Genomic DNA, 26,390 nt, shown 5'->3' with positions numbered 1-26,390 from the left:
AGTCATTAGCCCTTCGACTACGCTCCCTTCGACTACGCTCAGGGTAAATCATTGGTCATTGGTCATTTTAGTCGTTAGTCATTAAAGTATGAACTCAGCACTCAACACTCAGCACTCTCAAAGTGATGTCATCGTAGTTGGTAGCGGTATTGGCGGATTATGCGCTGCTGGTTTACTTGCTCGTTATGGTAAGCGGGTAATTGTGTGTGAAAGCCACGCAATTCCAGGCGGTGCCGCCCATAGTTTCAGACGACGAGGATTTGAATTTGATTCAGGCCCCTCTTTTTATTGTGGTTTAACAGATACACAAAGCTTGAATCCTGTCAAGCAAGTTCTCGATGTTCTAGGCGAATCTCTCCAAGTTATACCCTATGATCCATTAGGACACTATCACTTTCCTGAAGCCATTTTTGCAGTTTATGGCAATGCTGAAAAGTACCTGAATGAACTGCATAAAATAACGCCTCAAGGTGCTAAGGAATTCCAACAGTTTGCCGAACGCTTGTTAGGGTTATACGAAGGGATGAAAGGTATTCCCACTCTAGCTTTAAGAGCAGATTGGCAGGTAATTTTAGTCTTAATGACACGTTACTTGCCTTCTTTGGCGAAAATGTTACCTAATTTGCCCCTGGTTCAGTCTTCTGTGGGTAACGTCATGGATGCTACAGTTAAAGATCCTTGGGTACGTCGGCTCATTGACATGGAATGCTTTTTATTGTCTGGTTTAAAGGCACACGGCACAATTGCCCCAGAGGTAGCTTTTATGTTAGGTGAGCGCTCCCGTGCTGGGGTTGAGTATCCTGTGGGAGGAAGTGGTGCAATTGTTAATGCTTTGGTGCGGGGTTTAGAACGCTGGGGTGGTGAGTTACGTCTGGGCTGTCATGTAGACCAAATTCTGGTGGAATCTGGTAAAGCTGTCGGTGTCAAGTTGCAAAATGGTGAAATTCTCCAAGCACCCATAGTCATTTCCAATGCAACGATTTGGGATACTTACAATCACCTGTTACGTCCTGAAGATTTACCTGCATCCTATCGGCAAGTGGCATTAAAGACACCCGCTGTTGATAGTTTTATGCATTTGCACTTAGGGATTAAGGCAACCGGGTTAGAAAATTTGACGGGACATCATGTAGTAGTGCATGATTCCAGTCAAGATATCAGCGTACCGGGTAATACTTGCATGATTTCCATTCCCAGTGTGTGGGATGCAACTTTAGCACCAGAGGGACATCATGTGGTTCATGCTTACACCCTGGAACCTTATGCAGGATGGGAACGAAATGATGGGTATGAAGATCAGAAAAAAGAGAAAGCGCAAACTTTATATCGGGCTTTAGAGCGAGTTATTCCAGATATTCGCCAGCGTGTGGTGTTGGAACTCATTGGAACACCGCTAACTCATGCTCATTATTTACGACGACATCAGGGAACTTATGGTCCGGCTATAGTTGCGGGTAAGGGGATGTTTCCTGGTACACAAACACCGATAAAAGGTTTGTATCGTGTGGGTGATAGTACTATGCCGGGAATTGGTGTCCCTGCGGTAGCTGCTTCTGGGATTTTGTGTGCTAATAGTTTGGTATTACCACGGCAAACAGCAGAGTTATTATAGAGCCACTTAACTGCTAAACCTTTTCTCACCTTAAGGATGATCACTATCAGCTTCTCAGAAAAATCAAGCAAAAACGCTATAATTTACCCTAAGCCTGATTTATCCTACTCCTAAGCGCAAAAATGGCAGAGGTCTGTTTAAAGCTTTTCTTTTCTTACTCTCACAAAGATGAATCTCTACGGGATGAATTAGCTAAACACTTGGCTCCATTGAAATGGCAGGGTGTATCAAGCTGGCATGACCGTAAGATAATACCCGGACAGGACTGGGATCGTGAGATTAACGACAATTTAAACACAAGCGATATTATTCTGTTACTTATCAGTTCAAACTTTATTGCTTCTGACTATTGCTGGGGTGTAGAAGTAAAAACAGCAATAAAACGCCATCATGAAGGCAAAGCTTGTGTAATTCCAGTGATTTTGCGGAGTGTTGATTGGACTAGCGCACCATTTGCTAAACTGCAAGCTTTGCCTAAGAATGCTCTACCTGTTAAATCTTGGAATTAATTTGTAGAAGTTCTTGGTGTTCTACTTCTAATAGGGGTTCTAGGGATAACAGAGGAGAAAATGATTCACTGTACTGTTCTTGAAAGCCAAACAGACGCTGTACATTTTCTAGAGATAAGTTACTAGCATTGAGAATTGTCATTGATTTTTGCTGGATGTGAGCAAAGAATATTTCATTACATTAATAGTAATCGCTACACCCTTTTTAATGCTGATGCACTTTTTCTATCAGCCACATAGAAGCAACTGTACCGAAAAAATGAGCCGCAATACCATTAATATTCGCTACTACTATGAACACATCCAGCGCTCGAATAATCTTGTTAGGGTCAGTAATTGCGACTCCAGGGGGTTGGGATACAGCTTTTGCTACTAGCACACCGACGCTGGTTCCTGCGCCTAAAATGGTGATGAATATTCCCACTAAACTTACTAGAATACCCATGCGGATAGCTCTAGTTGTATCCGCTTTACTAGGATGCAGAGTTGGGTTAATATTGCCTAAGCGTCTACCTATGCGGGTGTAACGAAAATCCCAAAATACGCTAAACAGTAATAATAAAATCCCAATTATAGCCCAAATTACACCAATTCCTAAGCCTGGATTCGGTTGGTTAGCAAAATTACGACCAGTAGAAGCAAATAATAACAATAAGCCAGAAACCAGCGCTAATGCCAATTGTACCCATAAGGTAATCCACCCTGTGAGACGAATTTGATTGGCGATGTTATGAACTTTGTTTCTATTATGATGTGATGTTGCTAGCGATGATCGCGTTTCTGGTTCCATATTAATTTAAGTTGTCCCCATAGCAAATAATATTTGCACTGCCCTAATTCATGCACCTACCCACAGACCGAATATCGCAACATCTTGAGGAATAGATGAAATTAATGAATAGTTATCAAACTTCAGGATGATGAGAAATCAGTCAAAATTTGACATAATGTTCCGATAAAGCGTGATATTTAATAATATACAGCTAATTGCAAAGAATAAACAGCATGATTAAATCGTGGATGGTAATTGGGGGTGTGGCTTTTGTAATTGCTTTGGCGGCTAATTTGATTACGCCAAGCGGTATCCAGTGGTTTAAGCGCTTACAAAGACCGAGATGGTTAACTTTTGAAGGGGCGATTCCGATTATTTGGACTGTAATTTTTATTTGCGGTGCTTGGTCAGCTTATATTGTTTGGGAGAACAACCCAGGAACCACGACAACTTGGTTAATAATGGGTTTATATCTATTACTAGAAATAGTGACTATCGCCTATACACCTGTAATGTTTCGCTTGCGTAGTTTGCGGGTGGGGACAATTTTGGGCGGTACAGGTTTTGTGATTTGTCTAATATTAACACTTGCCATTTTACCTGTTTCTACTGCCGCAGCACTGTTATTAGTTCCCTATTTGCTATGGAGTCCCATCGGTACTTATACCACTTGGAAAATGATTAGCCTTAATCCGCAAGATGCGTAAAACTTGCAGGTAAATCATCAGCTTTACTCAAAATGAATAAACTACCATCTCCGCCACGTCCAATTCTGAAAGTTTCATCTAAATAAGTAATATCAAGAGTAGGGACTCTACCTTTAGGACCATTAGCAGGAATTACTTTAAATGGGTTAAGTTGGGGAGTGTCAAAGCCAAATATCTTCTGAATGGACAGATAGCGTTTATCAAAATTTACATTGATGCGTTGATGCGGTAAAGGCGATAAATTATCTGTGGCTGGTGCAAAACTAGCTGTGACTTTCACATATGCCGAAACTATTCCCAGAGGATGTTTCACAAATGCTAAGTTGAAAAATAGTGTATTGTTAACATCAATTACCTGATAAACTTCACCTAACTGTAATCCTAATGGTAGGGAATCTAAAGAACGGATTTCTCTGGCTGTGGAGTATAGCAATTTCCACGCACCATTAAGCAGAGAAATAGCATTTAAGAGTGGTTGGGGATGAGGATTGCAATTTTCTAGTTCCGTCGCCAATTGGGCGATTTCTGCGGCTGAGGTTTTATCTAGCTTCAAATCGGTGAGAGGAGAACTGAGATTGCTTTTGGTTTGCATCTCCTCTAGGGAAGCTTGTAGTTTTTGCTTTAATGAAAGTGGATTATTCAAGGTTAAAATATTTTCCGACCATAACGTGCAGTTAAAGGATCAGCCGGATTACTTTGATTATACAACCAAGCCCACATCTGATCACCAAAGGAAAAATGCCACCATTCTCTAGGGTTGCGTTGGAAGCCAGCTTTTAACATGACATCATGTAATAATTGCCTATGAGCGTGATATTGTGGTGCATCTGGGTGATCACTATTGGCATAATAATGGGGATGCGATCGCTCTGACAATTCATCAATGGGCGAACCCATATCAACTATTTCCCCAGTATCATTTACTAAAGTCACATCTACAGCAGCACCCGTACTATGGGGAGGGGGAGTTTTTTCATCAAAACTGGGTACAGCCCAAATTTCATAAACTGACTCCCAAATTTCTTGGCGTTGGTTGGGTGATAATTCAGCCTCAGTCAAATCCTGGTGTTCTAACGCTTGGGCAAAACTGTAATTTACCATAAATTGTTGTACAGCCACAGGGCGATAAGCATCAAAGATTTGGATATACCAATGAGGATGCAGTTCTTGTAGGTAATTTTGAGCTTGAATTAAATTTTTTACCACACTGTCGCGCAAATAATAAGGAGAATATTCCCCATAGGGCGCACCGAGTTTTGCATAAGGATGGGGAGATTCCACTGCAAATAATTCTAAAGGAATCTCGACTAACAATTCACCACATTCAAGGATAGGGATTTGGTGATAAAGTCGCATAATTTTTTAGTAAATTTATATAATAATCATACCCCCCTCTCCTTAATAAGGAGAGGGGCTGGGGGTGAGGTTCTTAAATTTTGTATATACTGAGCAATACTTTCTAAAACACCAGACAAATTTCCATAAACGTCATTATTAGTAAATCTAATAAACTTAATTCCTACTGATTCCATAAACTCTTGTCTTACCTGATCATATTCAGCAGCACCATCTTGAAAATGACTATCACCATCAATTTCTATAGCTAACTTCAACTCAGGGCTGTAAAAATCTATAACAAACCTATCCACACTATATTGTCTGCGAAACTTACAGTTTTCTAACTGTCTATCTCTAATCTTATCCCAAATAAGTTTCTCAGCTTTGGTAATATTTTGGCGTAATATGCGCCTTTTTTCTAGTTCAGTATTTTTGTTATAAAGTTTATTCATTTTAACTTGAGTATTTGAAAAGTTGGTAAAAACTCCAGTCCCCTCTCCTTGCTAAGAACAGGGGGGTATGATAAATTCCAGTCCCCTCTCCTTGAGAAGGAGAGGGTTAGGGTGAGGTTCTTGACTTCATATTAACTTCCGAAGAACCTCACCCCCAGCCCCTCTCCTTCACAAGGAGAGGGGGGTATGATTAAGCGCTAAAGTACTTCGCTACCGGGTGATAAGCAATAATCGCCGTCGTAGACTGTTCTGGATAAATTTGCTCACTTTCATCCATATACAGATTAATCCTGTCAGCCTCCAACAACTCCAACTGCTTGTACTGGTCTTGAATATTCGGACAAGCCGGATAGCCAAAACTATACCGCGAACCTTGATAACGCTGTGCCAAAATATCCCGAATGTTATCCGGTTCATCAGCACCAAAACCCAACTCACGGCGAATCCTGGCGTGAGTCCATTCCGCCAACGCCTCAGCTACCTGCACAGCTAAACCGTGAAAATACAGATAATCTGTGTATAGATTATCTGCAAACAACTTCTGTGCAAACTCCGTCGCAATATCCCCCACAGTCACCGCCTGCATCGGGAACACATCAATCACCCCCGACTCCTTCGGCGCAAAGTAATCTGCAATACACAACCGCCTCAAAGACCTCTGCCGAGGAAACTCAAAACTGGCTCTTACCTTTGCGTCCTTGGCGACTTGGTGGTTAGTATCATAAACATACAACGTATTCCCCTCAGACTGACAAGGAAAATACCCATAAACCACCTGCGGATGTAACAGATTTTCCTCAATTACCCGTTGCTTCCAACCCTCCAAAATGGGATATACCTTCTCAGCCAAAAATGCCTGATATTCCTCCTTAGACTGTTCCTTCGGCTTGCGGAATTGCCATTGTCCAGCAATCAAAGCTTGCAAATCCAAATGCCAAAGTATTTCCTCAATGGGAATATCGCCAGGCTTTAACAACTGACTTCCCCAGAAAGGCGGCGTAGGACGTTGAATATCTACCGCCACAGCTTCAGAGCGACGGGTATCAATCGGGACTGGAGTCTGGGGAGTGGAAACTTCTTCCGTAATCACTTCGCTAGTAATTTCGGCTTCTTCTGCTACTTCATCCAAAAATCCCTGGAAATCATCCCAGTTATTACCAGCCTTAGCTGGCATTAATTTATCCATGAAGTGTAAATCAGAAAAAGCATCTTTACCATAAACTACCTTACCTTTATAGGTGTTTTGGCAATCTTGATGCACAAACTTAGGAGTTAAAGCCGCACCACCTAAAATTACCGGAACGGTAATTCCCTTTTCGTTAAACGCTTGCAAATTGTCCTTCATAAAAGCAGTGGACTTCACCAACAACCCACTCATGGCGATACAATCGGCTTTATGCTCTTCGTAGGCTTGGATGATATTTTCCACCGGCTGCTTAATGCCCAGGTTAATCACCTTGTAACCGTTGTTAGTGAGGATAATATCCACCAAGTTTTTACCAATATCATGGACATCACCTTTCACAGTGGCAATGATAAAGGTTCCTTTGCCATTACTGTCAGTTTCTGACTTTTCCATGAATGGTTCGAGATATGCAACCGCCGTTTTCATGGTTTCCGCAGACTGCAAGACAAAAGGTAGTTGCATTTGTCCGGAACCGAATAATTCTCCCACAACTTTCATCCCATCTAGGAGAAATGTGTTTATAATCTGTAAGGGCGGATACTGTTCTAAAGCCTGTGTCAGGAGTTTCTCTAAACCAATGCGTTCGCCGTCGATGATGTGCCGCTTGAGGCGTTCTTCTAGGGGGAGACTTTCATCAACACCTTTGTCGCGTTTGGTTGTTACCCCTTCAAATAAGGTGGTAAGTTCTCCTAAAGGATCATAAACGCAGACATCACCATCAAATTTTCGCCGGTCATAAATCAAATCAAGACAAACTTTTTGATGCTTGTCTTCAATTTTAGAGAGTGGTAAAATTTTGTTAGGGCTGACAATGGCGGCATCCATTCCAGCTTGCATGGCTTCATGCAAAAACATGGAGTTCAGGACAACTCTGGATGCAGGATTTAAACCAAAGGAAATATTCGATATCCCCAAAATTACATGACATCCGGGTAATTCTTGGCGAATGCGGCGAATTGACTCGACGGTGGCTTTACCATTAGCTCGGTCTTCTTCAATCCCAGTAGAAATTGGTAGGGCTAAAGTATCAAAAAATATCTCTGTAGCCGGGATACCATGTTCTACAGCTTGACGATAGGCGCGTTGGGCAATTTGAAACTTTCTCTCTGCTGTTCGTGCCATCCCATCTTCATCGATAGTCCCAATGACTATACCCGCGCCGTGTGTTTTCGCTAAGTCTAGGACTTTCAGAAAACGCGGTTCGCCGTCTTCGTAATTGGTAGAGTTGAGCAAACATTTACCGCCGGCTACCTTTAAACCCGCCTCCATTTTTTCCCATTCTGTGGAGTCGAGCATTAAAGGCAGTGTAACATTATTGACAATGCGCGAAACCAGTTCGTGCATATCTCGCACACCATCGCGTCCCACATAATCGACGTTGACATCTAAAATATGTGCGCCTTCTTTAACTTGCGCCCTAGCCATTGATACCAAGCCGTCCCAGTCTTCGGCGTTCAGCAAATCACGACATTTTTTGGAACCACTGGCGTTGAGACGTTCACCGACTATTAAGAAGGAGTTATCTTGGTCGTAAGGCTGAGTGGAATAAATTGATGCTGCGGCTGGTTCTAAACTATGCTGTCTGACTTTTGGCTTCAGCTGTTTGGAAATTTCTGCTAATTGTTGAATGTGTTCTGGACGTGTCCCACAGCAACCCCCAATCACTTGGACACCCAAATCTTCAACAAAATGCATTAAAGACATCCGTAATTCCATTGGTGTCAGGCGGTAATGTGCTTGTCCGCCGACGTTCTCTGGTAAACCTGCGTTGGGTATACAAGAGACGATGAAAGGTGAATGTTCTGACAGATACTTGATATGCGGTTTCATCAAGTCTGGGCCTGTGGCACAGTTTAAACCGAGGATATCTATGGGATATGGGGCTAATATTGTCAGGACAGCGCTGATTTCTGAACCGACTAGCATTGTACCCATGCTTTCCATTGTGACAGATACCATTAACGGGCGGCGTTCCCCCTTTTTGGCAAAAACTTCTTCTATACCATTCAATGCGGCTTTGATTTGCAGCACGTCTTGGCAAGTTTCTACGAGGAATAAATCCACACCGCCATCAAATAGGGCTTCGGCTTGTTCGGCAAAGTTGGCTTTGAGGGTGTCAAAGTCAATGTGTCCCAAGGTGGGGAGTTTGGTTGTGGGTCCGAGGGAACCGGCAACAAATCTCGGTTTTTCGGGGGTAGAAAATTCGGCGGCGACGCGTTTGGCTATTTCTACGGCTGTTTTGTTGAGATAATAGGTTTGGTCGGCTAAATCATATTCTGCTAAAACAATAGATGTCGCGCCAAAGGTGTCTGTTTCGATGACATCAGCACCGGCGGCGAGAAAGTCTCGGTGAACTTTGGCGACGGCTTCGGGGTTGGTATGGACTAGGTATTCGTTACAACCTTCGTATTGTGGACCGCCGAAATCCTCAGCAGTCAGATTCTGAACTTGCAGGTTGGTTCCCATTGCACCGTCAAAGACGAGGACTGGGCGATTTGGACTATGTAAATGTTCTAGGAACGGATGAGTCATATTTTCCTACATAGGTCTTGTAGTTTTCTATTTTATTATTTTCCCAAATTGTCGGCGTTTTATGAGGGTTTGGTGGATTTGTTGCACGCACCAAGCGCAGAGGCGCGGAGAAGAGATTATTTGAATATTAAATCTAAGCGCTGTTGGGTGATTTTTAGGGCTTGTTCTGGGGTGTTTTGACTGAGTAATACTGATTCTATGGCTCGGCCTAAGCTGTCGGATATGCGATTATAACCGGGAAAGATGGGACGCGATCGCCCGTGTTCAGCTTGGTCTAAAAATACTTGCACTGGGGGCAGTTTCTTGACAAATTCTTGATATTGTGGATCTTGGCGAGATTTGATATTAATTGGTAAGTAGCCTGTTCCTAATGCTAGTTCTGTTTGAAATTCTGCACTCATGGCATACTCAGCAAAGGTGAAGGCGGCTTGTTCTCGTTCTGGTATGGTTTTGAATAGAAATAAGTTTTCACCGCCGACACTGGTAGCAGGTTGTTGATTAACGGGAATGGGAAAAACCCCAAAATCAACGCCACTCTCAGTAAATTCTCCTAGACTCCAAGGGCCTGTGACTTGCATGGCGACGTTACCAGCGATTAAGTCACCTGTTTCGTAGCCTCTTTCGGGGCTGGATAACATGGCGGAACCATCTACAATCAGATTACGCCAAAATTGTAAGGCGGCGATCGCACCAGGATTTTCTTCTAACCTCACTGCTGCGGCTTTCTCTGTTTCCCCGTTGACTAATTCGCCGCCGCCACTCCACATAAACGGTAGCCAGGTAAAGACTGTAAATTCTCCTTTCCCCAATGGCAAAAACATTCCATACTGATCTATGCGTCCATCGCCGTTGGTATCACGAGTTAATTTTTTGGCAACTTCCCGAAATTCTGCCCAAGTTCTGGGTAATTCGGTAATTCCGGCGGCTTTAAATAAACTGGGACGGTAATAGACAGCGACATTATTGGTCGCAAATGGCACAGACCAAATTTTACCCTGGTATTCCATTGACTCAAACAAAGCGGGGTCAATTTCAGCTTTAACAGGAGAATTATTCAGCTTTTCATCTAAGGGAATTAAAGCTTGCAGTTCGACTAATTGACCAGCAATAGTGGGGTTATACCATAATAAATCCGGTGGCGCATTTCCCACAACTGCGGCTAAAATTTTCGGCGTTTGCTGGTCTTGTTGTCCAGCGTACAGAGATTCTACTTGAATTTTCGGATGAGTTCGATTAAATTTATCTACAAGCTTTTGTAAAACATCTCGATTTTGTGGTGGATTCACACCTTGCCATAAAGTCAGATTAATTACACCTGTTTCGGCCGTTCGCATAGTTTGGCATCCACCTAAAGCTAGTATGCCCACTAGCAGTAACAGCAGTAAACTTTTAAAGTAGTACTGCACGTTTTTTCTTTTTCTCCTATATTTCTGGGGTATGAAAAAAAGCCGTGCATTATGTGTCATAAGGTATCGCGCAATAAAGGTAATTAATTTTATGCAGTTCAATAGGCTGTCTTTTGCATCTTGGCAAAAACTATATATATCCTAAACTTTGAAGGAAGCGTAAATCATTTGAGATTATGGCAGGACACAGTAAATGGGCAAATATTAAGCGTCAGAAGGCGGTAGTAGATGCCAAAAAGGGTAAGACTTTCGCCCAGTTGTCTAGGGCAATTATTATTGCTGCTAGAAGTGGTGTACCAGACCCCAGCTTAAATTTTCAGCTACGTACAGCCATTGATAAGGCTAAGGCGGCTGATATTCCTAATGATAATATTGAACGGGCGATCGCTAAAGGGGCTGGAACTTTTGGCGGTGATGGTGCTAGTTTTGAGGCGATTCGTTATGAGGGTTATGGCCCTGGTGGTGTGGCTATTTTAATTGAAGCCCTGACAGATAATCGTAATCGCACGGCGGCTGATTTACGTGGGGCTTTTAGTAAATGTGGTGGGAATTTGGGTGAAACTGGTTGCGTTAGTTGGATGTTTGACCAAAAGGGTGTCTGTGTGGTTTCTGGGGTGGAGGATGAAGACCAGCTTTTGGAAGCGTCTCTGGAAGGTGGGGCTGAGTTTTATGAAATGACTGAGGACGACATGGCTGAGGTGTTTACTGAGATGTCAAATTTGGAGGTTCTCAGTCAGAGGTTGAGGGATACGGGTTTTCAGGTGGATGATGTGGAGTTACGCTGGATTCCTAGTAATTATATTGAGGTTGTTGATTTTGAGCAAGGGCGATCGCTTGTTAAGTTAATTGATTCTCTTGAGGGGTTGGATGATGTTCAGAATGTGACTGCTAATTTTGATATGTCGGATAATGTTTTGGAGTTGATGGTTTAAGAGGAACGAACCGCCAAGGCGCAAAGTACGCCAAGAAAGAGAGAAGAAGGAAGGTAATATTACGAATTACGTTAGCGTAGCTCTCCCGAAGGGAGCATTACGAATTACGAATTACCTATATCCCGCAGCTTGTAAATAAAACAATTTGGCGTAACGTCCCCCGGTCTGTAATAATTCTTCGTGGGTTCCCTGTTCTGCAACTTTACCTTCTTCGATAACTGCAATTTTGTCGGCCATTCTCACTGTGGAGAAGCGGTGGGAAATTAAAAATACCATCTGATTTTGTGTCAGTGTGCGAAAATGATTGAATATATCAAATTCGGCTTGGGCATCCATTGCTGATGTTGGTTCGTCTAATACTAAAATATCGGCTTTTGTTCGCATAAATGCACGGGCTAAGGCGATTTTTTGCCACTGTCCTCCGGAAAGTTCTTGTCCACTCTTGAACCAACGCCCTAGTTGGGTTTGGAAGGTTTGGGGTAATTTCTCAATGAAAGGTTGCGCCATGCCTTTTTCGGCGGCTATTTCCCAGCGATGTTTATCTGCTAAATGTTCTACGTCGCCGACACCAATATTTTCTCCTACGGTGAATTGATAACGCACAAAGTTCTGGAAAATTACCCCAATACGTTGCCGCAATACATCGACGTTCCATTCTTGCAAGTCTAAGCCATCTAAATAAATCTTTCCAGAATCTGGGGTGTAAAGTCGGGTGAGTAATTTAATTAAGGTGGTTTTACCTGAACCGTTTTCACCGACAATTGCGAGTTTTTCTCCCGGTTTTAAATGTAGAGAAATATCTGTTAATGCAGGTTGGGAACTTCCAGGATAAGTAAATGATACGTTCTCAAATCGAATTCCATCTTCAGGGTTTATCCCTCTGGTTGCATTACCCCAAGATTTAGGAACTTGTTCTTCTAAGAAATCGTAAAGGTTGGATAAATATAAGTTGTCTTCATACATTCCGCCAATTGAAGTTAAGGCATTAGAAAATGTAGACTGTCCTTGGCGAAATACGGTGAGATACATTGTCATATCTCCTAAAGAAATTCTCCCCATCGCTGTTTCAACAACAATCCAGGCGTAAGCTAAGTAAAAAGCCGCCGTACTCACTAAACTCAGGAGATATCCCCACAAACCCCGGCGCAGAGTTAAATCTCTATCTTCACTATATAGTTGATGAAACAGGTTGCGGTAACGTTCTAGCAGGGTTTCGCCTAGTTGGTAAAGTTTGATTTCTGTGGCATAATCTTCTCTGGCTAAGATATTTTCTATGTAGTGCTGTTGGCGGGCTTCGGGGACGCGCCAACTAAATAAACGAAAGGCTTCCCCAGCAAATTTGGTTTCGGCAATGAAGGAGGGCATCGCTGCTAAAATTAATACTATGACTGCCCAAGCTGAGAAATTTATTAATAAAATGCCGTAGGTAACTAGAGAAAGGGCGTTTTGTACTAAGCCAAAGGTGCGATTTACTAAGGAAAGGGGACGCACTGAGGCTTCTCGCCTGGCGTTTGTCAGTTTGTCATAAAATTCGGAATCTTCAAATTGGCGTAAATCTAATGTCAGGGCTTTTTCTAATATCAGTACATTTACTTTTTGTCCTAGTAGCACCCGTAACAAGGATTGGCAAATAGAAATACCTCGTTGACTACCGGCGAGGAGGGCGATCGCCACTGCTTCTAAGCCCACATATAATAAAGGTTGGGTAATATTGCCATCATTGACTTGAGCAGTTAAAACCACTGCATCCACAATTAATTTGCCAATGTAGGCGATCGCAGCTGGTAAAAGACCCGCCACTAAAGTTAAAGTAGCAAGAATAATGGTCAAAATCTGGCTAGTATTCCAAACTAAGCTAATAGCCCGTCCGCTATAGCGAAAAACAGCCAATGATTGGCGCAGAGTGGTGATTATTTTTCTCATGCTTATTTTTATACTGATTTTTATAAAATGATCAAAATTTGGCAAGTTGATTTTTATCGGAGTCCGGTGCAGGATACATCTGGACAAATTCTCTGGGAATTGCTGATTTGTGACGCAACACGTAGTTTTGAATATACAGCCACCTGTCCCCAGTCAGCAGCCAACTCTCATTGGCTTGCTACTCAACTTCAGTTAGCAGATAATGACAACTTACCAGATATAATTGAGGTTTTTCGTCCCCAGTCTTTGAGTTTAATTCAAGCAGCTGCAAACAATTTAGATATTGATGTTGAACCTACCCGCTACACTTTGGCGTTAAAACAGTGGTTAGAAGAAAAGCAATATCCCTTAGCGCTGGATAAACCACCCCCAACACCATTACCCGAAAACCTCTGGGGGGAAGAGTGGCGGTTTGCTACACTCTCAGCCGGCGAACTCGCGGATGTGTTTGCACAACGCCCGATACCGATTGTATCTATACCAGAGTTTTTGAAACCGATAAATCTGGGTTTAGCATCCACAGTCCCTGTCCCTGGTGTCATTATCTATGGTGGCAGAAAGTCAATGTATTTAGCACGCTGGTTAGAAGAAGCACAACCAGTATCGTTACATTACATAGCTGGAGAGCCAAATGGTTTAATATTAGAAGCTGGTTTAGTTGATAGATGGATTGTGGCAACCTTTGAAGATGCAGAGGTTACTACTGCTGCAAAAATTTATCAACAGCGTCAACAACAAAGCCAAGGATTGCATTTTTTGTTAGTTCAACCCGATGATTCCGGGATGACTTATACAGGCTTTTGGTTATTACAAACAGACAAATAACATCTGTTAGGACTTACGCACAAATTACGGAATAACTCACCACACCAGACGCAGAGAACACATAGGAATCAGGGTTTGAGAGAGTTTTTGCGTAAGTCCTGTCGTAAAGAAATTTAGTAAGATAATAAAGTCATACTATCAACTAAGACTCATGCTGAAAGTCACAATTACCTTAGAAGAAGATATTCTCAGATTTGTAGACCAGTATGCACAGGGAAACCGCAGTGGATACGTCAATGCACTACTAGCAGAACACCGTCGCCAAATTTTAGCAGCAGAAATGATTGCAGCCCTGAAGCAAGATGCTGAAGACCCGGAATATCAAGCTGAAATTGCTGCTTGGGATCATGTTGTTGGAGATGGCATTAATGCCAAGGGATAATTTAACTTATCAACGGGGAGAAATCCGTTGGGTGAATCTTGATCCTACATTCGGGGCTGAAGCACAAAAAACTCGTCCTTGTTTGATTGTACAAAATGACATTATGAATCAGTATGGATTACTGACAATTGTCATGCCGTTTCGACGAGGAAATAAACAAGCCCCCTATATTGTCAATGTAAAAGCAACAGCAAATAATGGATTAGACCAAGACCGTTTTATTGATGTTGGGCAAATCCGCGCTGTTGATTACAGTCGTATTTTGGGCTTGGTAGGTGTATTAGAAACAGAATACTGGGAACTCATTCGTACATCTGTCAATGTAGTTCTGGGATTTGGGTTTTAGTTTGCCTGAACCCGTGCTTGCTTGACCATTGCAATTAAAGTTTGGTGAGCATCTTCGGAATCTACTAAAATATGATCGAACTGAATCCGAACTGGCACAATTTCGGCATTCACCTGTGCGGTCAAATTCATTCCCTCAGCATCAATTGACAGCATTTCTGCGGTTGTCGCATTTATTACACCGCCGAAAGCCTGGGCGTAGAGAACTACCGCATTAGCATGATCATCGTTCATGTGTTTACAAATGCGTGAGCTAATTTCAGGAGAGAAGTTATCAGACATGATGTGCTTGGAAGTTGGGAATACAGGGTTTGCCTAAATTTTAAGCTAATTTGTCCAAAATTTACAGGCTTTAAAATTGCCCATACAAGCTTCAGTCTCCTGCCATTGCTTGTGTTCTTTATCTCTGGTGAGCAAGTCGCACTTACGTATTTTTTAGCCAATATTATTTTACAGGTCACAATTCGATTAAGATGAAAGTGACATTTGTCAAATACTGTTTATATATTGTTGCGGAAACTCGATCATTTAAACTGTAGCAAAACTATTCAACTAAACTATTTAAGCTAAGAACCGATGAGCGAAACTAGCCAACGTCGAATTGTGATTGGGGATGTACATGGCCACTACGAAGGTTTGATGAAATTGATGGAGTTCATCGCCCCTGGATCAGACGATCAAGTTTATTTCTTGGGAGATTTAATTGATCGTGGCCCCAAAAGTTCCCAGGTTATAGATTTTGTCAAGGACAATAATTATGGGTGTCTGCTGGGAAATCATGAGCAGATGTTATTAAGCATTTTGATCGGCGATAACGTTTCTACACCAGCAATGCAAGCATGGCTGTATGGTGGTGGACAAGCAACTATCGCTAGTTATGAAGAAGCTACTATTCCTGACGAACATTTGGAGTGGTTGAAAACTTTACCCCTATATCTCGATTTGGGAGATATTTGGTTAACTCATGCTGGCGTTGATCCTGACCTATCTTTAGCAGAACAAACTGCCGAACAATTTTGCTGGATACGGGACGAATTTCATAGCATTGAGCAACCATACTTTGCTGATAAGCTGATGATTATCGGTCATACCATTACCTTTACTTTCCCTGGCGTTACCCCCGGCCAGTTGGCACAAGGGCAAGGATGGCTAGATATAGATACGGGTGCTTATCATCCCCGCAGTGGCTGGTTAACTGGATTGGACACTACCAATAACTTAATTCATCAAGTCAATATTTTTACTAATTCTCTCCGCACCTTGCCCTTAGCCGAAGGGGTGACTATGGTTAAACCTTCAAACAGAACTGCTCGCCGCCATAGGCAGCGAGCATAGGTAATTGTTGACATTTGAACTACAGTATGGTTCGGATATTAGCTCGATAAGCAGCATTATCCAATCCGTCGCTCTGATTGCTAGGTTGGGCATTAATAGAATTTTGCAAGGCATTAATGCGATCGCCTGTAGCTGGGTGAGTACTCAAAAATGTCGGCAGAGAACCCCCTCTTTGCATCAGCTTTTGCATAAAGGAAACCATCGCCGACTGGGCATAACCAGCCTGTGTCAGCGCTAGTAATCCTCTCCTATCGGCATCAAATTCATCTTGACGACTGCGAGGACGGTTGAGTGCTAGGTCTAAACCAATTCCCACTGCGGCATTGCGATCTAAACCTGCGGCTGAAGCTACACCACTAGCGATCTCTCTTTGGCGCATCTGTTGTACTAAGTGTTTACCGCCAACGTGACCAATTTCATGGGCAATCACACTAGCGAGTTCCGCTTCATTATCTGCGGCTTTCATCAAACCAGTGTGGATATAGATATAACCCCCCAAAGTCGCAAAGGCATTGATAGAGTTATCGTCAACGACTTGGAAGGTAAAGGGAAGATTAGGGCGATCGCTATTAGCTACCAAGCGCTGACCAATTTGTTCTACATAGCGATTAATTTGAGAATTACGGCTAAATCGAATATTACTACTTTGTAACTGCTGATTCATCTGCCTACCAAGATCAACTTCTTGGCGGTCAGACATATTAGACATCTGAATTATCTGTATTCCTCGGAAGATAAGAGACCGGATATCGAAGGCATTTCCGGGCATGGGTGTACTCAGGCACACAGTTACGGCGACTACTACCGAAATTAACGGATAAAACCAACGTCGCCTTCCAGTCTGATAATTTGCCAAAAAGCTTTTCCAATTCATTGTAATTAGGTTTATGGGATAAATTATAGGACGTATCCAGAAGCTTCTAAGTTGCATTCTTGACTCAAATTCAGACTTATATACTAGTATGGCTCTCTGATCTGTGACAATCAAATCCTGTTTCCATCTTAAATAGACAGAATGTGATTATGTTCAGATTCTTGTCATACTCCTGATTTGCCAACCCGTGATAAACTGTCGCATAACTACAACAACCAGATGCTATGAGTGATTACCAAGTAATCAAGTCGGAAAACTTGCCGTGTTTCTGACAAAACTTGTTGCTAAAATCAATTATTCTGCTTCTATCTAGGAAAAGTTTCTATGGCTATTTTAGATTCCAAAGGACGCTTGTTTGGCAAAATCAATCTCCTTGATTTCGGTGCTGCATTAGTAATTTTACTAGTAATATTTGGTATATTTGTTTTTCCTGGAACTACTGGTTCTGTGGCTCAAGTCAATGTTAATACAGTACCAATTGAGGTAGATTTAGCAGTGCGCGGTTTGAATGTTCGCGATCCTGAACGATTATTTGAGAAAGGATTGACAAAAGGCGGTAAAACTAATGTGATTATTCGTAATCAACCCTACGGTCAGATTGGGATCAAATCTGTTGAAGTCCTACCGAGAACTTTAACAGTTTCCCAACCAGATGGTTCTGTTAAAGAGTTGCCAGATCCCAGGACAAACAATTTCAGCACAGATATGCTTTTAACTTTAGAAGGTAAAGCTCAAATTACTGACGGTGGTCCAGTTTTAGGGAATAGTAAGGTAAAAATTGGGACAACTTTTGAATTGGAAGGTTTTAATTATAATTTTAATTCTACTGTGATTGATGTCAGATTGTTAGATAAATAATAGATAAATCTAGAAGAAGACGCGATTTGTCGCGTCTCTACAAGGGCGGAGTGGGACTAATCTAGGATTGGCAAAAATTGCCGAATTAACCCAATAGTTACGGCTGGTAGTTCTAACTGAGGTGTTAATCCTACATTTTCTAATGGTTGGAAGACTTTGATAGCTTGGGGATTCTTTTCAAAAAGACGACGACCAATTTCTGGGCCAGTAAATTCTGATTGTTGTCCCCAAATAATCGCGGTGGGAGTTGTCAACTGTTGAATGTATAGGGATAAATCAAAACATAAGTCTCCACGGACAAAAGACAGGGCTGCATATTCAGCATTGGGTTGCTGGGCTGATTGGAGATACGCTTCGACAATTTCTGGGTATATGCGATTAGACTGGGCAAATTGCCGTTGTTCTAAAAAGTTACGAATACCCGCACTCGTAGCAATTCCAGTGCTATAAAGCACACGGTCAACAATGGGAACGCTAACTATCTGGGCAAAAATGCTGCGAGAGTAGTCTTCACCAAAATCCGAGAGTCCAGCTGGTGTGATGAGAGTTAAAGACTTGAATAACTCAGGATGGGCGATCGCTACTCGAATTGTAAAGGCCGCAGTCAGGGAAGAAGCGATGACTTTCACTGGCCCCGTACAAGTCTGCTGGATAAACTCCCGAATTGTCGTCAGATAGTCATCAATCATATAGTTTCGGGCGGGATGTTCAGACCTACCCCAACCGATTAAATCTGGTGCTAAAACGCGATATTCGGCAGCAAACGCTGGATACACCTTTGACCACTCATAAGCAGAAGACCCGCCACCAAAGCCATGCAGGAATACCAACGTTTCCCTTTCATCTTGTTTGGCGGTGGAATTTTCCTGCCAAGGTGAGCCAGTGGCAGTATAATAAACCATCTTACCTAGTGAGGTAATTATGGAGCGTTGCTCAAATCCTTGTGGCTGAAACATAGGTTTTGATTAAATTTTGGTACTGGTTACTAAATGAGAGGGATAGTTACTTGACCCGAAAGTTCTGACCTTTTGGATTCCAACTCTCTACAATTCTTATTATCAACTAACCAAAAGTTCTGCACCTCTAGCCCTTGTCAGATTAAGTAGGTAATTGCTATCAGACACGAATTTATGATTAACCATTATTGTCATTAAGTAGGTAAACACAGTGTCCAAGGCTGCATTTTCTGGAAAGCATCTGCTCAACCAGATTCCTCACAAGTCGTTTTGAGAGTTTAAAATGTTCAATTCAAAGCAAAGAAGTTTTAAGCCTTTGTCTGGTCCGGGAGGAATTCTAGGCTTTTTTACAATTATTGTGGCTATGCTGTTGTGGAACTGGAAACTGCTATTGGCGCTTCTGGTTGGTGTTGGGGTAATGTTATTAGTTTACTCAATGCATAAATGGGATTGGCAGCTGCGCTTATCCCAAATGTGGAAGTTCTTAAACAGCCCCAATAGTCGTTTAGCTTTAGCGGTAGGCAGTGGCGGCATTGCCACCGTTAGCACATACATGGCAGCTGCTATCTGGGTTGAGTCCAAAAGTTCCTGGATTGCGACTGGTGCGATTGTGCAAGGTTTAGGAACATTATTAACTTTAATTTTATTGATGTGGCAAATCGTCAGCTTTTACGGCAACCAAAACCAAAATCGGGTTGATCAGTTGTTGGTGAATTTGACAGAACCAGACCCTTTGAAGCGTTTGATTGCTATACGACAATTAACTAAAATCATTACCCGTCAGCGAGTTGACTCCCTAGTGCAGGCAGAAGTTGTTCAATGTTTGCGACTATTACTCAGTCAAGAGCAGGAAACAGTGATTAGAGATGCTGCTTTAGACAGTTTACAGGCCTTGGACAGCAGGCGATCGCTATCATCAAGCACGATGGCTACTTTGCTACCTCTATCCACAAAATCTCAGGTGCGTATTTCTTCGTAATCTAGGTCGCGGAGAGTGTCACTGCCGGAGGCAGGGGAGCAGGGAGCGGGGACAAAGCTTTTACTCCGCCCCAGATCCAGCTTCCTAGAAAGACCTTCCCCCCTGCTTCTTCGGTCATTGCCAGATTAAACAGAACCAGAATTTTTTAGCTAATGACTTTTTAAAACCCCCAGTTCTTGCTGTATGGGCAAGACATCTAAAATATCGGTTTGAGCGCAATATTTTAAATCTTCGTGTGATTCCAGACGTAGTAATCTTTTGCCATGACTAGCTTGGTGGAATAATCCCAATAAGTCATTCTGCCATTGTGAGTAAAGAGCGATCGCACTAATTACTTCATCGTTACCAGCTAATTCATCTTGAGAAAATTGGGACTTTTCTGCCAGACTATGAGCGATCGCCCCAGCACAAACTGTATCTTCTAAAGAAAAAGTGCCTTCCCAACCAGAACCGACAATCCACACAGTCTCTGGTTGTTTGTCCAGGAGATACTGCACTACCGCCGCCCGATTAATCAAAGCTGCGGCCAGTACACTGGGGGAGTCTTGTATCCGTTGTAAGGCGCGAGTCCCATTGGTGGTACTGATAAATAATCGCCGCCCTTCGACGACTTCCTTTGTGCAGTCTAGGGGAGAGTTACCCAAATCAAAGTCAGCAACTTTAGCACCGCCGCGTTCTCCAGCTCGGAGTCGTTTTTCCGGTGGCCATTTTTCGCTGACTGCAATTAGTTGCTCTAAATCGCTGAAGACTTGCACAGCTTCGCCACCAGATGCCAAAACAGTGGCTATAGTGCTAGTAGCTCGCAAAACATCAACTGCGATCGCGCAGTCTGGAGTTTTGCCGGTAGGAGTCAATTCCGGAGTGTGGTAAATGAATAGCTTCACGCGGTGGATAAACCTGCTCTAAATACTATTGCCGAGATTACATTCTAATGGGTGTCATTCACCATAATCACAGTTCAATTCCGAGTATTTCTTATCATCAGACCAGAGTATTTTTTATATATGATTGCAAAAATCATGCCAGCGAAGACAAACAAAGGTAATCTGAAAACAGAATAAATCCCAGCATAAACGGTTTTTATCCGCTATGACTTGGCAAAATAAAGAGGAAATCTTGGTAATCCCCAGATCCCACCTCTACAATTCGTTACAAAATTAATATGGCACCTTTACCTGATTATCGCCCCAAACAAATGTCTGTAGGCCCCTTGGAAGCAGAAATTTTGAATATTATCTGGGAACTGGGTTCAGCTACAGTCAAGGATGTACACGATCGCATTCTCTCAGACCCCAATCGGGAACTCGCTTATACTTCTGTAACTACAGTTTTACGTCGCCTCACTGATAAAGGTTGGCTAGCCTGTAACAAACAAGGACGGGCATTTTATTGGCTACCCAAGCTGACAAAGCAGCAAGCACAGGTAATTAAGGCGCATGACCAGTTACAGAAATTTCTCGCTGTGGGTAATCCTGATGTCATCGCTGCCTTTGCTGATAGTCTAGATGCAGCAGCTAGTGACCAACTAGAAGCGATCGCTCAACGCATTCAAGCCGCACGCCAAGCCAGGGAGGAACAATAATCATGCATTTGATGATGATTTTAACTGCGATCACAGTTGCTTGGAGTTTAAGACACTCTGGGAATCATCTCCAAGGTAATTGGGATATGCGATGGTGGCGATCGCTATTTTTGTTTCTCTTCCCCCCATTATTAATTTTCATGACGGCGATCGCAGTCCTCTTCATGGGGCCTCAAGGCAAAATGGGCGGGATACACACTGGCTGGTGGAGTTATGAACTAGCATTAATTCTGCTAGGATTTTTTGCCATTTTGTGCATTACTCTAGCCTTCCAAGGTTGCCAATCTGTAGAATCTGCCCGGAAATCTCCCCTAGTAAATATTCAGGGTAAACAAGTTAGATTACTGAACACAGACGCGCCCTTTGCGGGTCAAATAGGCTTTTGGCATCCAGAATTAGTAGTTAGTCAAGGATTGCTGCAAACCCTCTCTCCTGCCCATGTAGATAGTGTATTGGCACATGAACAAGGACACTACCATTACCGAGACACATTTTGGTTTTTCTGGCTGGGTTGGGTACGTGCTTGTACCAGTTGGCTACCCAATACAGATGCTTTGTGGGAGGAACTCTTAGCTTTGCGAGAATTACGGGCTGACAGTTACGCAGCTTCCCAGGTAGACCCTTTGCTATTAGCAGAGTCATTGCTGATGGTGGTAAGTAACAGCAGTGTATCATCAGAAATTTGCTGTGCAGCTTTAGGCGCTAGTGGAAGCGACAGATTAGAACAGAGAATAGAAGCTTTATTAGCACCACCAGAACCCACACCAGAAATCAACTCTCAATATTGGCATAGTTTTCTTTTAGCATTTCTACCGTTAGTGAGCGTCATATTTCATACGTGAACTCAGAGTAAAACGAGCATATCTTTAGACCTGAGAGTGTTAATCTGCTGTTTCCTCTAAAGTGCGCTTTGCCCTCTCCAAAATTGTCAGCCAGCGTTGTGCAATACTACTAAACTTAGTCGCCATAAAAGTATTTTTACCAAAAGCAAGACTGTTTGAAAGTTCCTGTAATGCACTGATGGAAGTATTCAGTAATTCATACTGAACATAGAGCGAATTAGCTTCCTCTAATGCACTGACATCCTGGCTAATATCTAAAAATTGACAAAAAACCGTGCCAAGTTCCTTTGGTAGTGGTGAGGGAATCCAAGCCAGTTGCTTGTCAATGTCTATAATATCGCTCAACCTTTGACAACGATTGAGGCTATCTATAGCAATCTCAGTAATTGCCTTTATCGCAACTTTTTGCTGATTGGTATAACTAATCAAGTAATTAATAGTCTCACGGGCTGCTGCTGGGTTCTCTTGATAAGCCTCTACAATCATTCGATCCATAAAAGGCAGAGGCAAAATAATTCGTTCATCAAAGCGAGGTGGTAGGTATCGTAAACAATCTACCCTTTTTCTATTGGATAAAAAGAGAATGAGTGTCCACAGTAATTCCGGTAGCCAGAAGTAAACTCGCAAAACACCCAAAATCCACGCCAAACCTCCCGCCAAACCTCCCGCCAAACCTCCCGCCAAACCCAAACCTCCCGTCACGGTGGAAACCAAGCCTACCAACAAGGTAGACAACACGCCTCCTGCTACGCTGACGGAAACGCCTCCTGCCATCCCTACTGAAATGCCTCCTGCCACCCCTACTGAAACGCCTGCCCCCACACCTATCGCCACGCCTAGCGCCACACCTCCCACCAAGCCTGTCACCAAGCCCACCCCCACACCTTCCACAATGTCTACTGGCATCGCTGATGAAAATTGAGTGTCTAAAAATTCGCTTAAGGATACAATCAGGACAATAACAATTATATTTTTATAGCCGACACGCCCTAAAACCCTTCCTAAAAACCAGCCTGCGAAAAAAGCACAACTTCTGAACCAGTTAAATGACTCACCACTAGCCAGAGTGTAAACTGGTGCAACTAATAATACAGCCAATATTGGAACTACGACACTCAGCCACCAAACCTGCCCAGCATAGCGACGTAACCAGGAATTTGTGCTAAATTCAGCCCGCTTATCAAAGGGATCATCTATCGGTTTAAGTTCTGGATGGATGTTACTCAACCAGTTTTCCAAGGTAAAAGGTTTGAAGTAAGTCCAATACAGTAAGCGTCCACATTTAGCCACATAAGCCCAATCGCCAGATTTTAGAAAATTGTTGCTCATGGCTACTTTCTTCTCAACTTCTCACAGATAAGGTCATATAAAAGCTATACGCTAATTTTAGAAATTTATGTGCGATCGCTTAGAAGGATAGCATTATACGCAATTATGCTTCTGTTACCTGGTGTTTAGTGATCTAGTATTTTGTCAAAAAATAATTGACGGCTATATTTTCTGTATAGACGGCGATTTATCGCGTCTCTCCAACCTGAAATTAATTTCAGTCTACTTTTTGCAGCTGCGCTACCCTGGGGTCAACAATTTTCTGCCCCAAACTGGCAAATTTAACCGCCACAGACACCTTATTATCTTGTCCAAAAACGTGCGTAATTTCACCGATGCCAAAGGATTTATGTAGGACGCGATCGCCTACTTGCCAAGTTTGGGGTGTATAGGGCTTACCGCCAGCTTTAGCAGCAGTTTTAGTTTGCGTATAACGTCCTTTGCTGCGTGTATTTAATAATTCTTCTGGTAATTCATCGAGAAATTGCGATCGCATCGCCGGTTCTCGTGAACCATATAAACGGCGTTCACGGGCGTGTGATAAATATAACCTTTCCTGGGCGCGAGTAATGCCCACATAACACAGCCGGCGTTCTTCCTCTAAGGATTCTGGATTACTCAGCGAACGGTGTCCAGGAAATAGTCCCTGTTCTAAACCCACCAAAAAGACTACGGGAAATTCCAGACCTTTAGAAGCGTGCAGAGTCATTAAAGATACAGCTTTTTGTCCATCCTTTAAATTATCCAAATCCGAACTCAGGGCGCTACTTTGCAGAAAAGCTGTCAGAGAAACGTCTTCACTTTCTTCTTGAAATTGGAGTACGGCGTTGTAAAGTTCCTGGACGTTCTGAATTCTATCTTCGGCTTCATCTGTACCTTGATTGTGCAAGTCTTTAATATAACCAGACTCATTTAGCAGTTCTTGTAAAAGTTCCGAAACTGGAACCGTTGCAGCTTGTTCTTTACAGTGGTTGATCATTTTGGCAAAGTTATTTACAGCCTTCGCCGAACGTCCAGCTAATGTATTAACTGATGTTTCATCACTGAGTATTTCCCACAGGGGTGTCCCCAATTCATAGGAGGCGTTAACTAAGCTTTCAATGGTGGCTTTACCAATACCGCGCCGGGGTGTATTAATGACTCGGAGTAAACTAACTGTATCAGCAGGATTAGCGATCGCTCTTAAATAAGCTATGACATCTTTAATTTCTTTGCGATCGTAAAACTTCATTCCTCCCACCACTGTATAAGGAACTTGATACCTCACTAACAATTCTTCAAAAGGTCGTGATTGGGCATTAGTACGATACAGTATGGCAAAACTACCCCAATCTAACTCCGGATTTTGTTGTTCTAAGGTGCGAATTTGCCCAATGACAAACTCGGCTTCTTCCATTTCATTATCGGCTTTGTGACAATAAATCAGCTCACCGCTTCCCCGCGTCGGCTTCAGGACTTTATCAATGCGTTGAGTGTTATTTTCAATTAATTCGTTAGCCGCTTGCAAAATATTTTCACAGGAGCGATAATTTTCTTCTAACTTCACCATCGAGCGCGTATCATCATCAGCTAAACCATCGCCAAACTCTTGCTGAAATTCCAACAAGATGGTGAAATCAGCCATTCTGAAGCTGTAAATAGACTGGTCTGCATCACCCACCACAAAAACTGAGCGATTCTTCCATTCCCAAGCACTCTTGCTGTCTTCGCCATTAGTCACTAACAGCCGAATTAAATCATATTGAGTGCGGTTAGTATCCTGATATTCATCTACCAGGATATGCTTAAATTTGCGATGCCAATAATCTAGAACCTGCTCATTTTGCTGAAATAATCTTGTAGGTACTAGAATTAAATCATCAAAATCGAGAGCATTATTTTCGGCTAACTTATCTTGATAACAATTATAAACTTGGGCGATTACCCTTCCCCGATAATTTGGCTGTTCGCGTTCAAATTCCTGGGGTGAAAAACCTTGATTTTTAGCGTTACTGATAGCGTAGCGTACAGAACGAGCATCAAACTTTTTGTCGTCTAAGTTTAGCTGTTTATTAACAATTTCTTTCATCAAACTGATGACATCGGATTCGTCAAAAATTGAAAAAGTGCGATTCCAACGTCTGCCTTTTTCGTCCTGGTATTTGTCGATATCAAACCGAAGAATCCGGGAAAATAAACTGTGAAAAGTACCACACCACAAGTCTTTAACAGTATTTTTATAGACTTGCGATCGCAACTGCATTTGTTGGTATTCTGTCAACAAGTCAAATTTTTTGCCATGTTGTTTCATCGCCAAATCTTCAGCAAATAGCTTTTGAATCCGTTCCTTCATCTCCCGTGCGGCTTTGTTCGTGAAGGTGACAGCCAGGATATGCTCAGGCTCTACACGGTGTTTGAGAATCAGATTAGCAATACGATAAGTTAGCGCTCGTGTTTTACCTGAACCTGCACCAGCCACAACTAACAACGGGCCGCAATAATGTTCGACAGCTTGACGTTGGCTGGGATTCAGATGGCTGAGAAAATCAATAGTTGTTGTCATAGAGGTGTAGATAGATCATCGACCACTTGCATATTAGCAGAGTATAACTATGGGTAATCGGCTGGCGACAGATCATGAGAGAAAAATTTGTTCCCCTTGTAAAGACGTGATTCATCGCGTTCGATACTCCAATGACCGCTAATACCAATTGATATAAACTGTATTGATCTGT

The 26,390-nt window shown here is 42.6% G+C and carries 26 protein-coding genes; 12 read left to right on the top strand and 14 right to left on the bottom strand.

Features of this window, described 5'->3' with window-relative positions:
- Positions 1-88 precede the first annotated feature (88 nt).
- Complete coding sequence (locus ACM0OW_RS08320) at positions 89-1,612, top strand: phytoene desaturase family protein (protein WP_414549568.1); 1,524 nt, start codon at positions 89-91, stop codon at positions 1,610-1,612.
- Between the two features lie 122 nt (positions 1,613-1,734).
- Positions 1,735-2,121 (top strand): toll/interleukin-1 receptor domain-containing protein, encoded by a 387-nt coding sequence (locus ACM0OW_RS08315; protein ID WP_414549567.1) that lies wholly within the window; start codon positions 1,735-1,737, stop codon positions 2,119-2,121.
- On the opposite strand, the gene ACM0OW_RS08310 is transcribed toward ACM0OW_RS08315, so the two are convergent.
- Together ACM0OW_RS08310 and ACM0OW_RS08305 are read right to left on the bottom strand one after the other, a co-directional pair.
- The gene (locus ACM0OW_RS08310; protein ID WP_414549566.1) at positions 2,105-2,263 is read right to left on the bottom strand and encodes a hypothetical protein; all 159 of its coding nucleotides are present in this window, start codon (positions 2,261-2,263) and stop codon (positions 2,105-2,107) included. The genes ACM0OW_RS08315 and ACM0OW_RS08310 overlap by 17 nt on opposite strands.
- Positions 2,264-2,326: 63 nt before the next feature.
- A complete protein-coding gene (locus tag ACM0OW_RS08305) occupies positions 2,327-2,911 on the bottom strand; it encodes a DUF3611 family protein (RefSeq protein WP_414549565.1) in 585 nt (194 codons plus the stop codon).
- A gap of 215 nt (positions 2,912-3,126) precedes the next feature.
- Between ACM0OW_RS08305 and ACM0OW_RS08300 the strand changes: the two genes are divergently transcribed.
- Positions 3,127-3,600, top strand: coding sequence for a TspO/MBR family protein (locus ACM0OW_RS08300; protein WP_414549564.1), 474 nt, complete (start codon positions 3,127-3,129; stop codon positions 3,598-3,600).
- Here ACM0OW_RS08300 and ACM0OW_RS08295 read toward each other — a convergent pair.
- The 5 genes from ACM0OW_RS08295 to ACM0OW_RS08275 form a co-directional block, all read right to left on the bottom strand.
- Positions 3,581-4,243 carry a PAP/fibrillin family protein gene (locus ACM0OW_RS08295; RefSeq protein WP_414549563.1) on the bottom strand — a complete coding sequence of 221 codons (663 nt, stop codon included), beginning with the start codon at positions 4,241-4,243 and terminating at the stop codon, positions 3,581-3,583. The genes ACM0OW_RS08300 and ACM0OW_RS08295 overlap by 20 nt on opposite strands.
- A 2-nt stretch (positions 4,244-4,245) precedes the next feature.
- Positions 4,246-4,956: a M15 family metallopeptidase gene (locus ACM0OW_RS08290; RefSeq protein WP_414549562.1), complete on the bottom strand. Its 711-nt coding sequence runs from the start codon at positions 4,954-4,956 to the stop codon at positions 4,246-4,248.
- A 26-nt stretch (positions 4,957-4,982) separates the two neighbouring features.
- On the bottom strand, positions 4,983-5,390 hold the full coding sequence (locus ACM0OW_RS08285; RefSeq protein WP_414549561.1) for an endonuclease domain-containing protein: 408 nt from the start codon (positions 5,388-5,390) through the stop codon (positions 4,983-4,985).
- A gap of 190 nt (positions 5,391-5,580) precedes the next feature.
- A complete protein-coding gene (metH, locus tag ACM0OW_RS08280; RefSeq protein ID WP_414549560.1) occupies positions 5,581-9,108 on the bottom strand; it encodes a methionine synthase in 3,528 nt (1,175 codons plus the stop codon).
- Between the two features lie 116 nt (positions 9,109-9,224).
- Positions 9,225-10,514, bottom strand: coding sequence for an ABC transporter substrate-binding protein (locus tag ACM0OW_RS08275; RefSeq protein WP_414549559.1), 1,290 nt, complete (start codon positions 10,512-10,514; stop codon positions 9,225-9,227).
- Between the two features lie 176 nt (positions 10,515-10,690).
- On the opposite strand from ACM0OW_RS08275, the gene ACM0OW_RS08270 reads away from it, so the two are divergent.
- The gene (locus ACM0OW_RS08270; protein ID WP_414549558.1) at positions 10,691-11,446 is read left to right on the top strand and encodes a YebC/PmpR family DNA-binding transcriptional regulator; all 756 of its coding nucleotides are present in this window, start codon (positions 10,691-10,693) and stop codon (positions 11,444-11,446) included.
- A 111-nt stretch (positions 11,447-11,557) separates the two neighbouring features.
- Here the strand turns inward: ACM0OW_RS08270 and ACM0OW_RS08265 are convergent, their stop codons facing one another.
- Entirely contained in the window at positions 11,558-13,369 is a 1,812-nt protein-coding gene (locus tag ACM0OW_RS08265) for an ABC transporter ATP-binding protein (protein ID WP_414549557.1), read from the bottom strand.
- 27 nt (positions 13,370-13,396) lie between these two features.
- Here ACM0OW_RS08265 and ACM0OW_RS08260 point away from each other — a divergent pair, with 27 nt between their 5' ends.
- From ACM0OW_RS08260 to ACM0OW_RS08250, 3 genes are all read left to right on the top strand, one after another.
- Positions 13,397-14,194, top strand: a complete 798-nt coding sequence (locus tag ACM0OW_RS08260; protein ID WP_414549556.1) for a Tab2/Atab2 family RNA-binding protein — start codon at positions 13,397-13,399, stop codon at positions 14,192-14,194.
- A gap of 151 nt (positions 14,195-14,345) precedes the next feature.
- Complete coding sequence (locus tag ACM0OW_RS08255) at positions 14,346-14,576, top strand: CopG family transcriptional regulator (protein WP_414549555.1); 231 nt, start codon at positions 14,346-14,348, stop codon at positions 14,574-14,576.
- Positions 14,563-14,922: a type II toxin-antitoxin system PemK/MazF family toxin gene (locus ACM0OW_RS08250; protein WP_414549554.1), complete on the top strand. Its 360-nt coding sequence runs from the start codon at positions 14,563-14,565 to the stop codon at positions 14,920-14,922. The genes ACM0OW_RS08255 and ACM0OW_RS08250 overlap by 14 nt, the downstream gene beginning before the upstream one ends.
- On the opposite strand, the gene ACM0OW_RS08245 is transcribed toward ACM0OW_RS08250, so the two are convergent.
- A complete protein-coding gene (locus tag ACM0OW_RS08245; RefSeq protein WP_414549553.1) occupies positions 14,919-15,203 on the bottom strand; it encodes a DUF2470 domain-containing protein in 285 nt (94 codons plus the stop codon). The two genes, ACM0OW_RS08250 and ACM0OW_RS08245, sit on opposite strands and share 4 nt — an antisense overlap.
- A 294-nt stretch (positions 15,204-15,497) precedes the next feature.
- On the opposite strand from ACM0OW_RS08245, the gene ACM0OW_RS08240 reads away from it, so the two are divergent.
- Positions 15,498-16,256 carry a metallophosphoesterase family protein gene (locus ACM0OW_RS08240; protein WP_414549552.1) on the top strand — a complete coding sequence of 253 codons (759 nt, stop codon included), beginning with the start codon at positions 15,498-15,500 and terminating at the stop codon, positions 16,254-16,256.
- A 19-nt stretch (positions 16,257-16,275) separates the two neighbouring features.
- On the opposite strand, the gene ACM0OW_RS08235 is transcribed toward ACM0OW_RS08240, so the two are convergent.
- Positions 16,276-17,130, bottom strand: coding sequence for a M48 family metallopeptidase (locus ACM0OW_RS08235; RefSeq protein ID WP_414549551.1), 855 nt, complete (start codon positions 17,128-17,130; stop codon positions 16,276-16,278).
- A gap of 324 nt (positions 17,131-17,454) precedes the next feature.
- On the opposite strand from ACM0OW_RS08235, the gene ACM0OW_RS08230 reads away from it, so the two are divergent.
- The gene (locus tag ACM0OW_RS08230) at positions 17,455-17,988 is read left to right on the top strand and encodes a DUF4330 domain-containing protein (RefSeq protein WP_414549550.1); all 534 of its coding nucleotides are present in this window, start codon (positions 17,455-17,457) and stop codon (positions 17,986-17,988) included.
- 56 nt (positions 17,989-18,044) lie between these two features.
- Here ACM0OW_RS08230 and ACM0OW_RS08225 read toward each other — a convergent pair whose 3' ends face one another.
- Positions 18,045-18,944: an alpha/beta fold hydrolase gene (locus ACM0OW_RS08225; RefSeq protein WP_414549549.1), complete on the bottom strand. Its 900-nt coding sequence runs from the start codon at positions 18,942-18,944 to the stop codon at positions 18,045-18,047.
- A gap of 283 nt (positions 18,945-19,227) precedes the next feature.
- On the opposite strand from ACM0OW_RS08225, the gene ACM0OW_RS08220 reads away from it, so the two are divergent.
- Positions 19,228-19,923 (top strand): armadillo-type fold-containing protein, encoded by a 696-nt coding sequence (locus ACM0OW_RS08220; RefSeq protein WP_414549548.1) that lies wholly within the window; start codon positions 19,228-19,230, stop codon positions 19,921-19,923.
- Positions 19,924-20,072: 149 nt separating this feature from the next.
- Here the strand turns inward: ACM0OW_RS08220 and ACM0OW_RS08215 are convergent, their stop codons facing one another.
- Complete coding sequence (locus tag ACM0OW_RS08215) at positions 20,073-20,807, bottom strand: 2-phosphosulfolactate phosphatase family protein (protein WP_414549547.1); 735 nt, start codon at positions 20,805-20,807, stop codon at positions 20,073-20,075.
- Positions 20,808-21,085: 278 nt separating this feature from the next.
- On the opposite strand from ACM0OW_RS08215, the gene ACM0OW_RS08210 reads away from it, so the two are divergent.
- Both ACM0OW_RS08210 and ACM0OW_RS08205 read left to right on the top strand, forming a co-directional pair.
- Positions 21,086-21,505: a BlaI/MecI/CopY family transcriptional regulator gene (locus ACM0OW_RS08210; RefSeq protein WP_063873241.1), complete on the top strand. Its 420-nt coding sequence runs from the start codon at positions 21,086-21,088 to the stop codon at positions 21,503-21,505.
- A gap of 2 nt (positions 21,506-21,507) precedes the next feature.
- Positions 21,508-22,347, top strand: coding sequence for a M56 family metallopeptidase (locus ACM0OW_RS08205; protein ID WP_414549546.1), 840 nt, complete (start codon positions 21,508-21,510; stop codon positions 22,345-22,347).
- A gap of 39 nt (positions 22,348-22,386) precedes the next feature.
- Here ACM0OW_RS08205 and ACM0OW_RS08200 read toward each other — a convergent pair whose 3' ends face one another.
- A complete protein-coding gene (locus ACM0OW_RS08200) occupies positions 22,387-23,676 on the bottom strand; it encodes a hypothetical protein (RefSeq protein WP_414549545.1) in 1,290 nt (429 codons plus the stop codon).
- A gap of 217 nt (positions 23,677-23,893) precedes the next feature.
- A complete protein-coding gene (pcrA, locus tag ACM0OW_RS08195) occupies positions 23,894-26,218 on the bottom strand; it encodes a DNA helicase PcrA (protein ID WP_414549544.1) in 2,325 nt (774 codons plus the stop codon).
- Positions 26,219-26,390: the final 172 nt, after the last annotated feature.

The organism is Anabaena sp. CCY 0017 (genome assembly GCF_963920885.1).
GTDB lineage: Bacteria > Cyanobacteriota > Cyanobacteriia > Cyanobacteriales > Nostocaceae > Nodularia.
Note: the sequence above shows the minus strand (reverse complement) of the source record. Positions and strands in the feature narration are given on the sequence as shown.

What these genes read in the sequence shown, in the direction of transcription:
- ACM0OW_RS08320 (WP_414549568.1), top strand. Translation starts at nt 89, where the DNA reads ATGAACTCAGCACTCAACACTCAGCACTCTCAAAGTGATGTCATCGTA.
- ACM0OW_RS08315 (WP_414549567.1), top strand. Translation starts at nt 1,735, where the DNA reads ATGGCAGAGGTCTGTTTAAAGCTTTTCTTTTCTTACTCTCACAAAGAT.
- ACM0OW_RS08310 (WP_414549566.1), bottom strand. Translation starts at nt 2,263, where the DNA reads ATGACAATTCTCAATGCTAGTAACTTATCTCTAGAAAATGTACAGCGT.
- ACM0OW_RS08305 (WP_414549565.1), bottom strand. Translation starts at nt 2,911, where the DNA reads ATGGAACCAGAAACGCGATCATCGCTAGCAACATCACATCATAATAGA.
- ACM0OW_RS08300 (WP_414549564.1), top strand. Translation starts at nt 3,127, where the DNA reads ATGATTAAATCGTGGATGGTAATTGGGGGTGTGGCTTTTGTAATTGCT.
- ACM0OW_RS08290 (WP_414549562.1), bottom strand. Translation starts at nt 4,956, where the DNA reads ATGCGACTTTATCACCAAATCCCTATCCTTGAATGTGGTGAATTGTTA.
- ACM0OW_RS08285 (WP_414549561.1), bottom strand. Translation starts at nt 5,390, where the DNA reads ATGAATAAACTTTATAACAAAAATACTGAACTAGAAAAAAGGCGCATA.
- metH (WP_414549560.1), bottom strand. Translation starts at nt 9,108, where the DNA reads ATGACTCATCCGTTCCTAGAACATTTACATAGTCCAAATCGCCCAGTC.
- ACM0OW_RS08270 (WP_414549558.1), top strand. Translation starts at nt 10,691, where the DNA reads ATGGCAGGACACAGTAAATGGGCAAATATTAAGCGTCAGAAGGCGGTA.
- ACM0OW_RS08265 (WP_414549557.1), bottom strand. Translation starts at nt 13,369, where the DNA reads ATGAGAAAAATAATCACCACTCTGCGCCAATCATTGGCTGTTTTTCGC.
- ACM0OW_RS08260 (WP_414549556.1), top strand. Translation starts at nt 13,397, where the DNA reads ATGATCAAAATTTGGCAAGTTGATTTTTATCGGAGTCCGGTGCAGGAT.
- ACM0OW_RS08255 (WP_414549555.1), top strand. Translation starts at nt 14,346, where the DNA reads ATGCTGAAAGTCACAATTACCTTAGAAGAAGATATTCTCAGATTTGTA.
- ACM0OW_RS08250 (WP_414549554.1), top strand. Translation starts at nt 14,563, where the DNA reads ATGCCAAGGGATAATTTAACTTATCAACGGGGAGAAATCCGTTGGGTG.
- ACM0OW_RS08245 (WP_414549553.1), bottom strand. Translation starts at nt 15,203, where the DNA reads ATGTCTGATAACTTCTCTCCTGAAATTAGCTCACGCATTTGTAAACAC.
- ACM0OW_RS08240 (WP_414549552.1), top strand. Translation starts at nt 15,498, where the DNA reads ATGAGCGAAACTAGCCAACGTCGAATTGTGATTGGGGATGTACATGGC.
- ACM0OW_RS08235 (WP_414549551.1), bottom strand. Translation starts at nt 17,130, where the DNA reads ATGAATTGGAAAAGCTTTTTGGCAAATTATCAGACTGGAAGGCGACGT.
- ACM0OW_RS08230 (WP_414549550.1), top strand. Translation starts at nt 17,455, where the DNA reads ATGGCTATTTTAGATTCCAAAGGACGCTTGTTTGGCAAAATCAATCTC.
- ACM0OW_RS08225 (WP_414549549.1), bottom strand. Translation starts at nt 18,944, where the DNA reads ATGTTTCAGCCACAAGGATTTGAGCAACGCTCCATAATTACCTCACTA.
- ACM0OW_RS08220 (WP_414549548.1), top strand. Translation starts at nt 19,228, where the DNA reads ATGTTCAATTCAAAGCAAAGAAGTTTTAAGCCTTTGTCTGGTCCGGGA.
- ACM0OW_RS08210 (WP_063873241.1), top strand. Translation starts at nt 21,086, where the DNA reads ATGGCACCTTTACCTGATTATCGCCCCAAACAAATGTCTGTAGGCCCC.
- ACM0OW_RS08205 (WP_414549546.1), top strand. Translation starts at nt 21,508, where the DNA reads ATGCATTTGATGATGATTTTAACTGCGATCACAGTTGCTTGGAGTTTA.
- ACM0OW_RS08200 (WP_414549545.1), bottom strand. Translation starts at nt 23,676, where the DNA reads ATGAGCAACAATTTTCTAAAATCTGGCGATTGGGCTTATGTGGCTAAA.
- pcrA (WP_414549544.1), bottom strand. Translation starts at nt 26,218, where the DNA reads ATGACAACAACTATTGATTTTCTCAGCCATCTGAATCCCAGCCAACGT.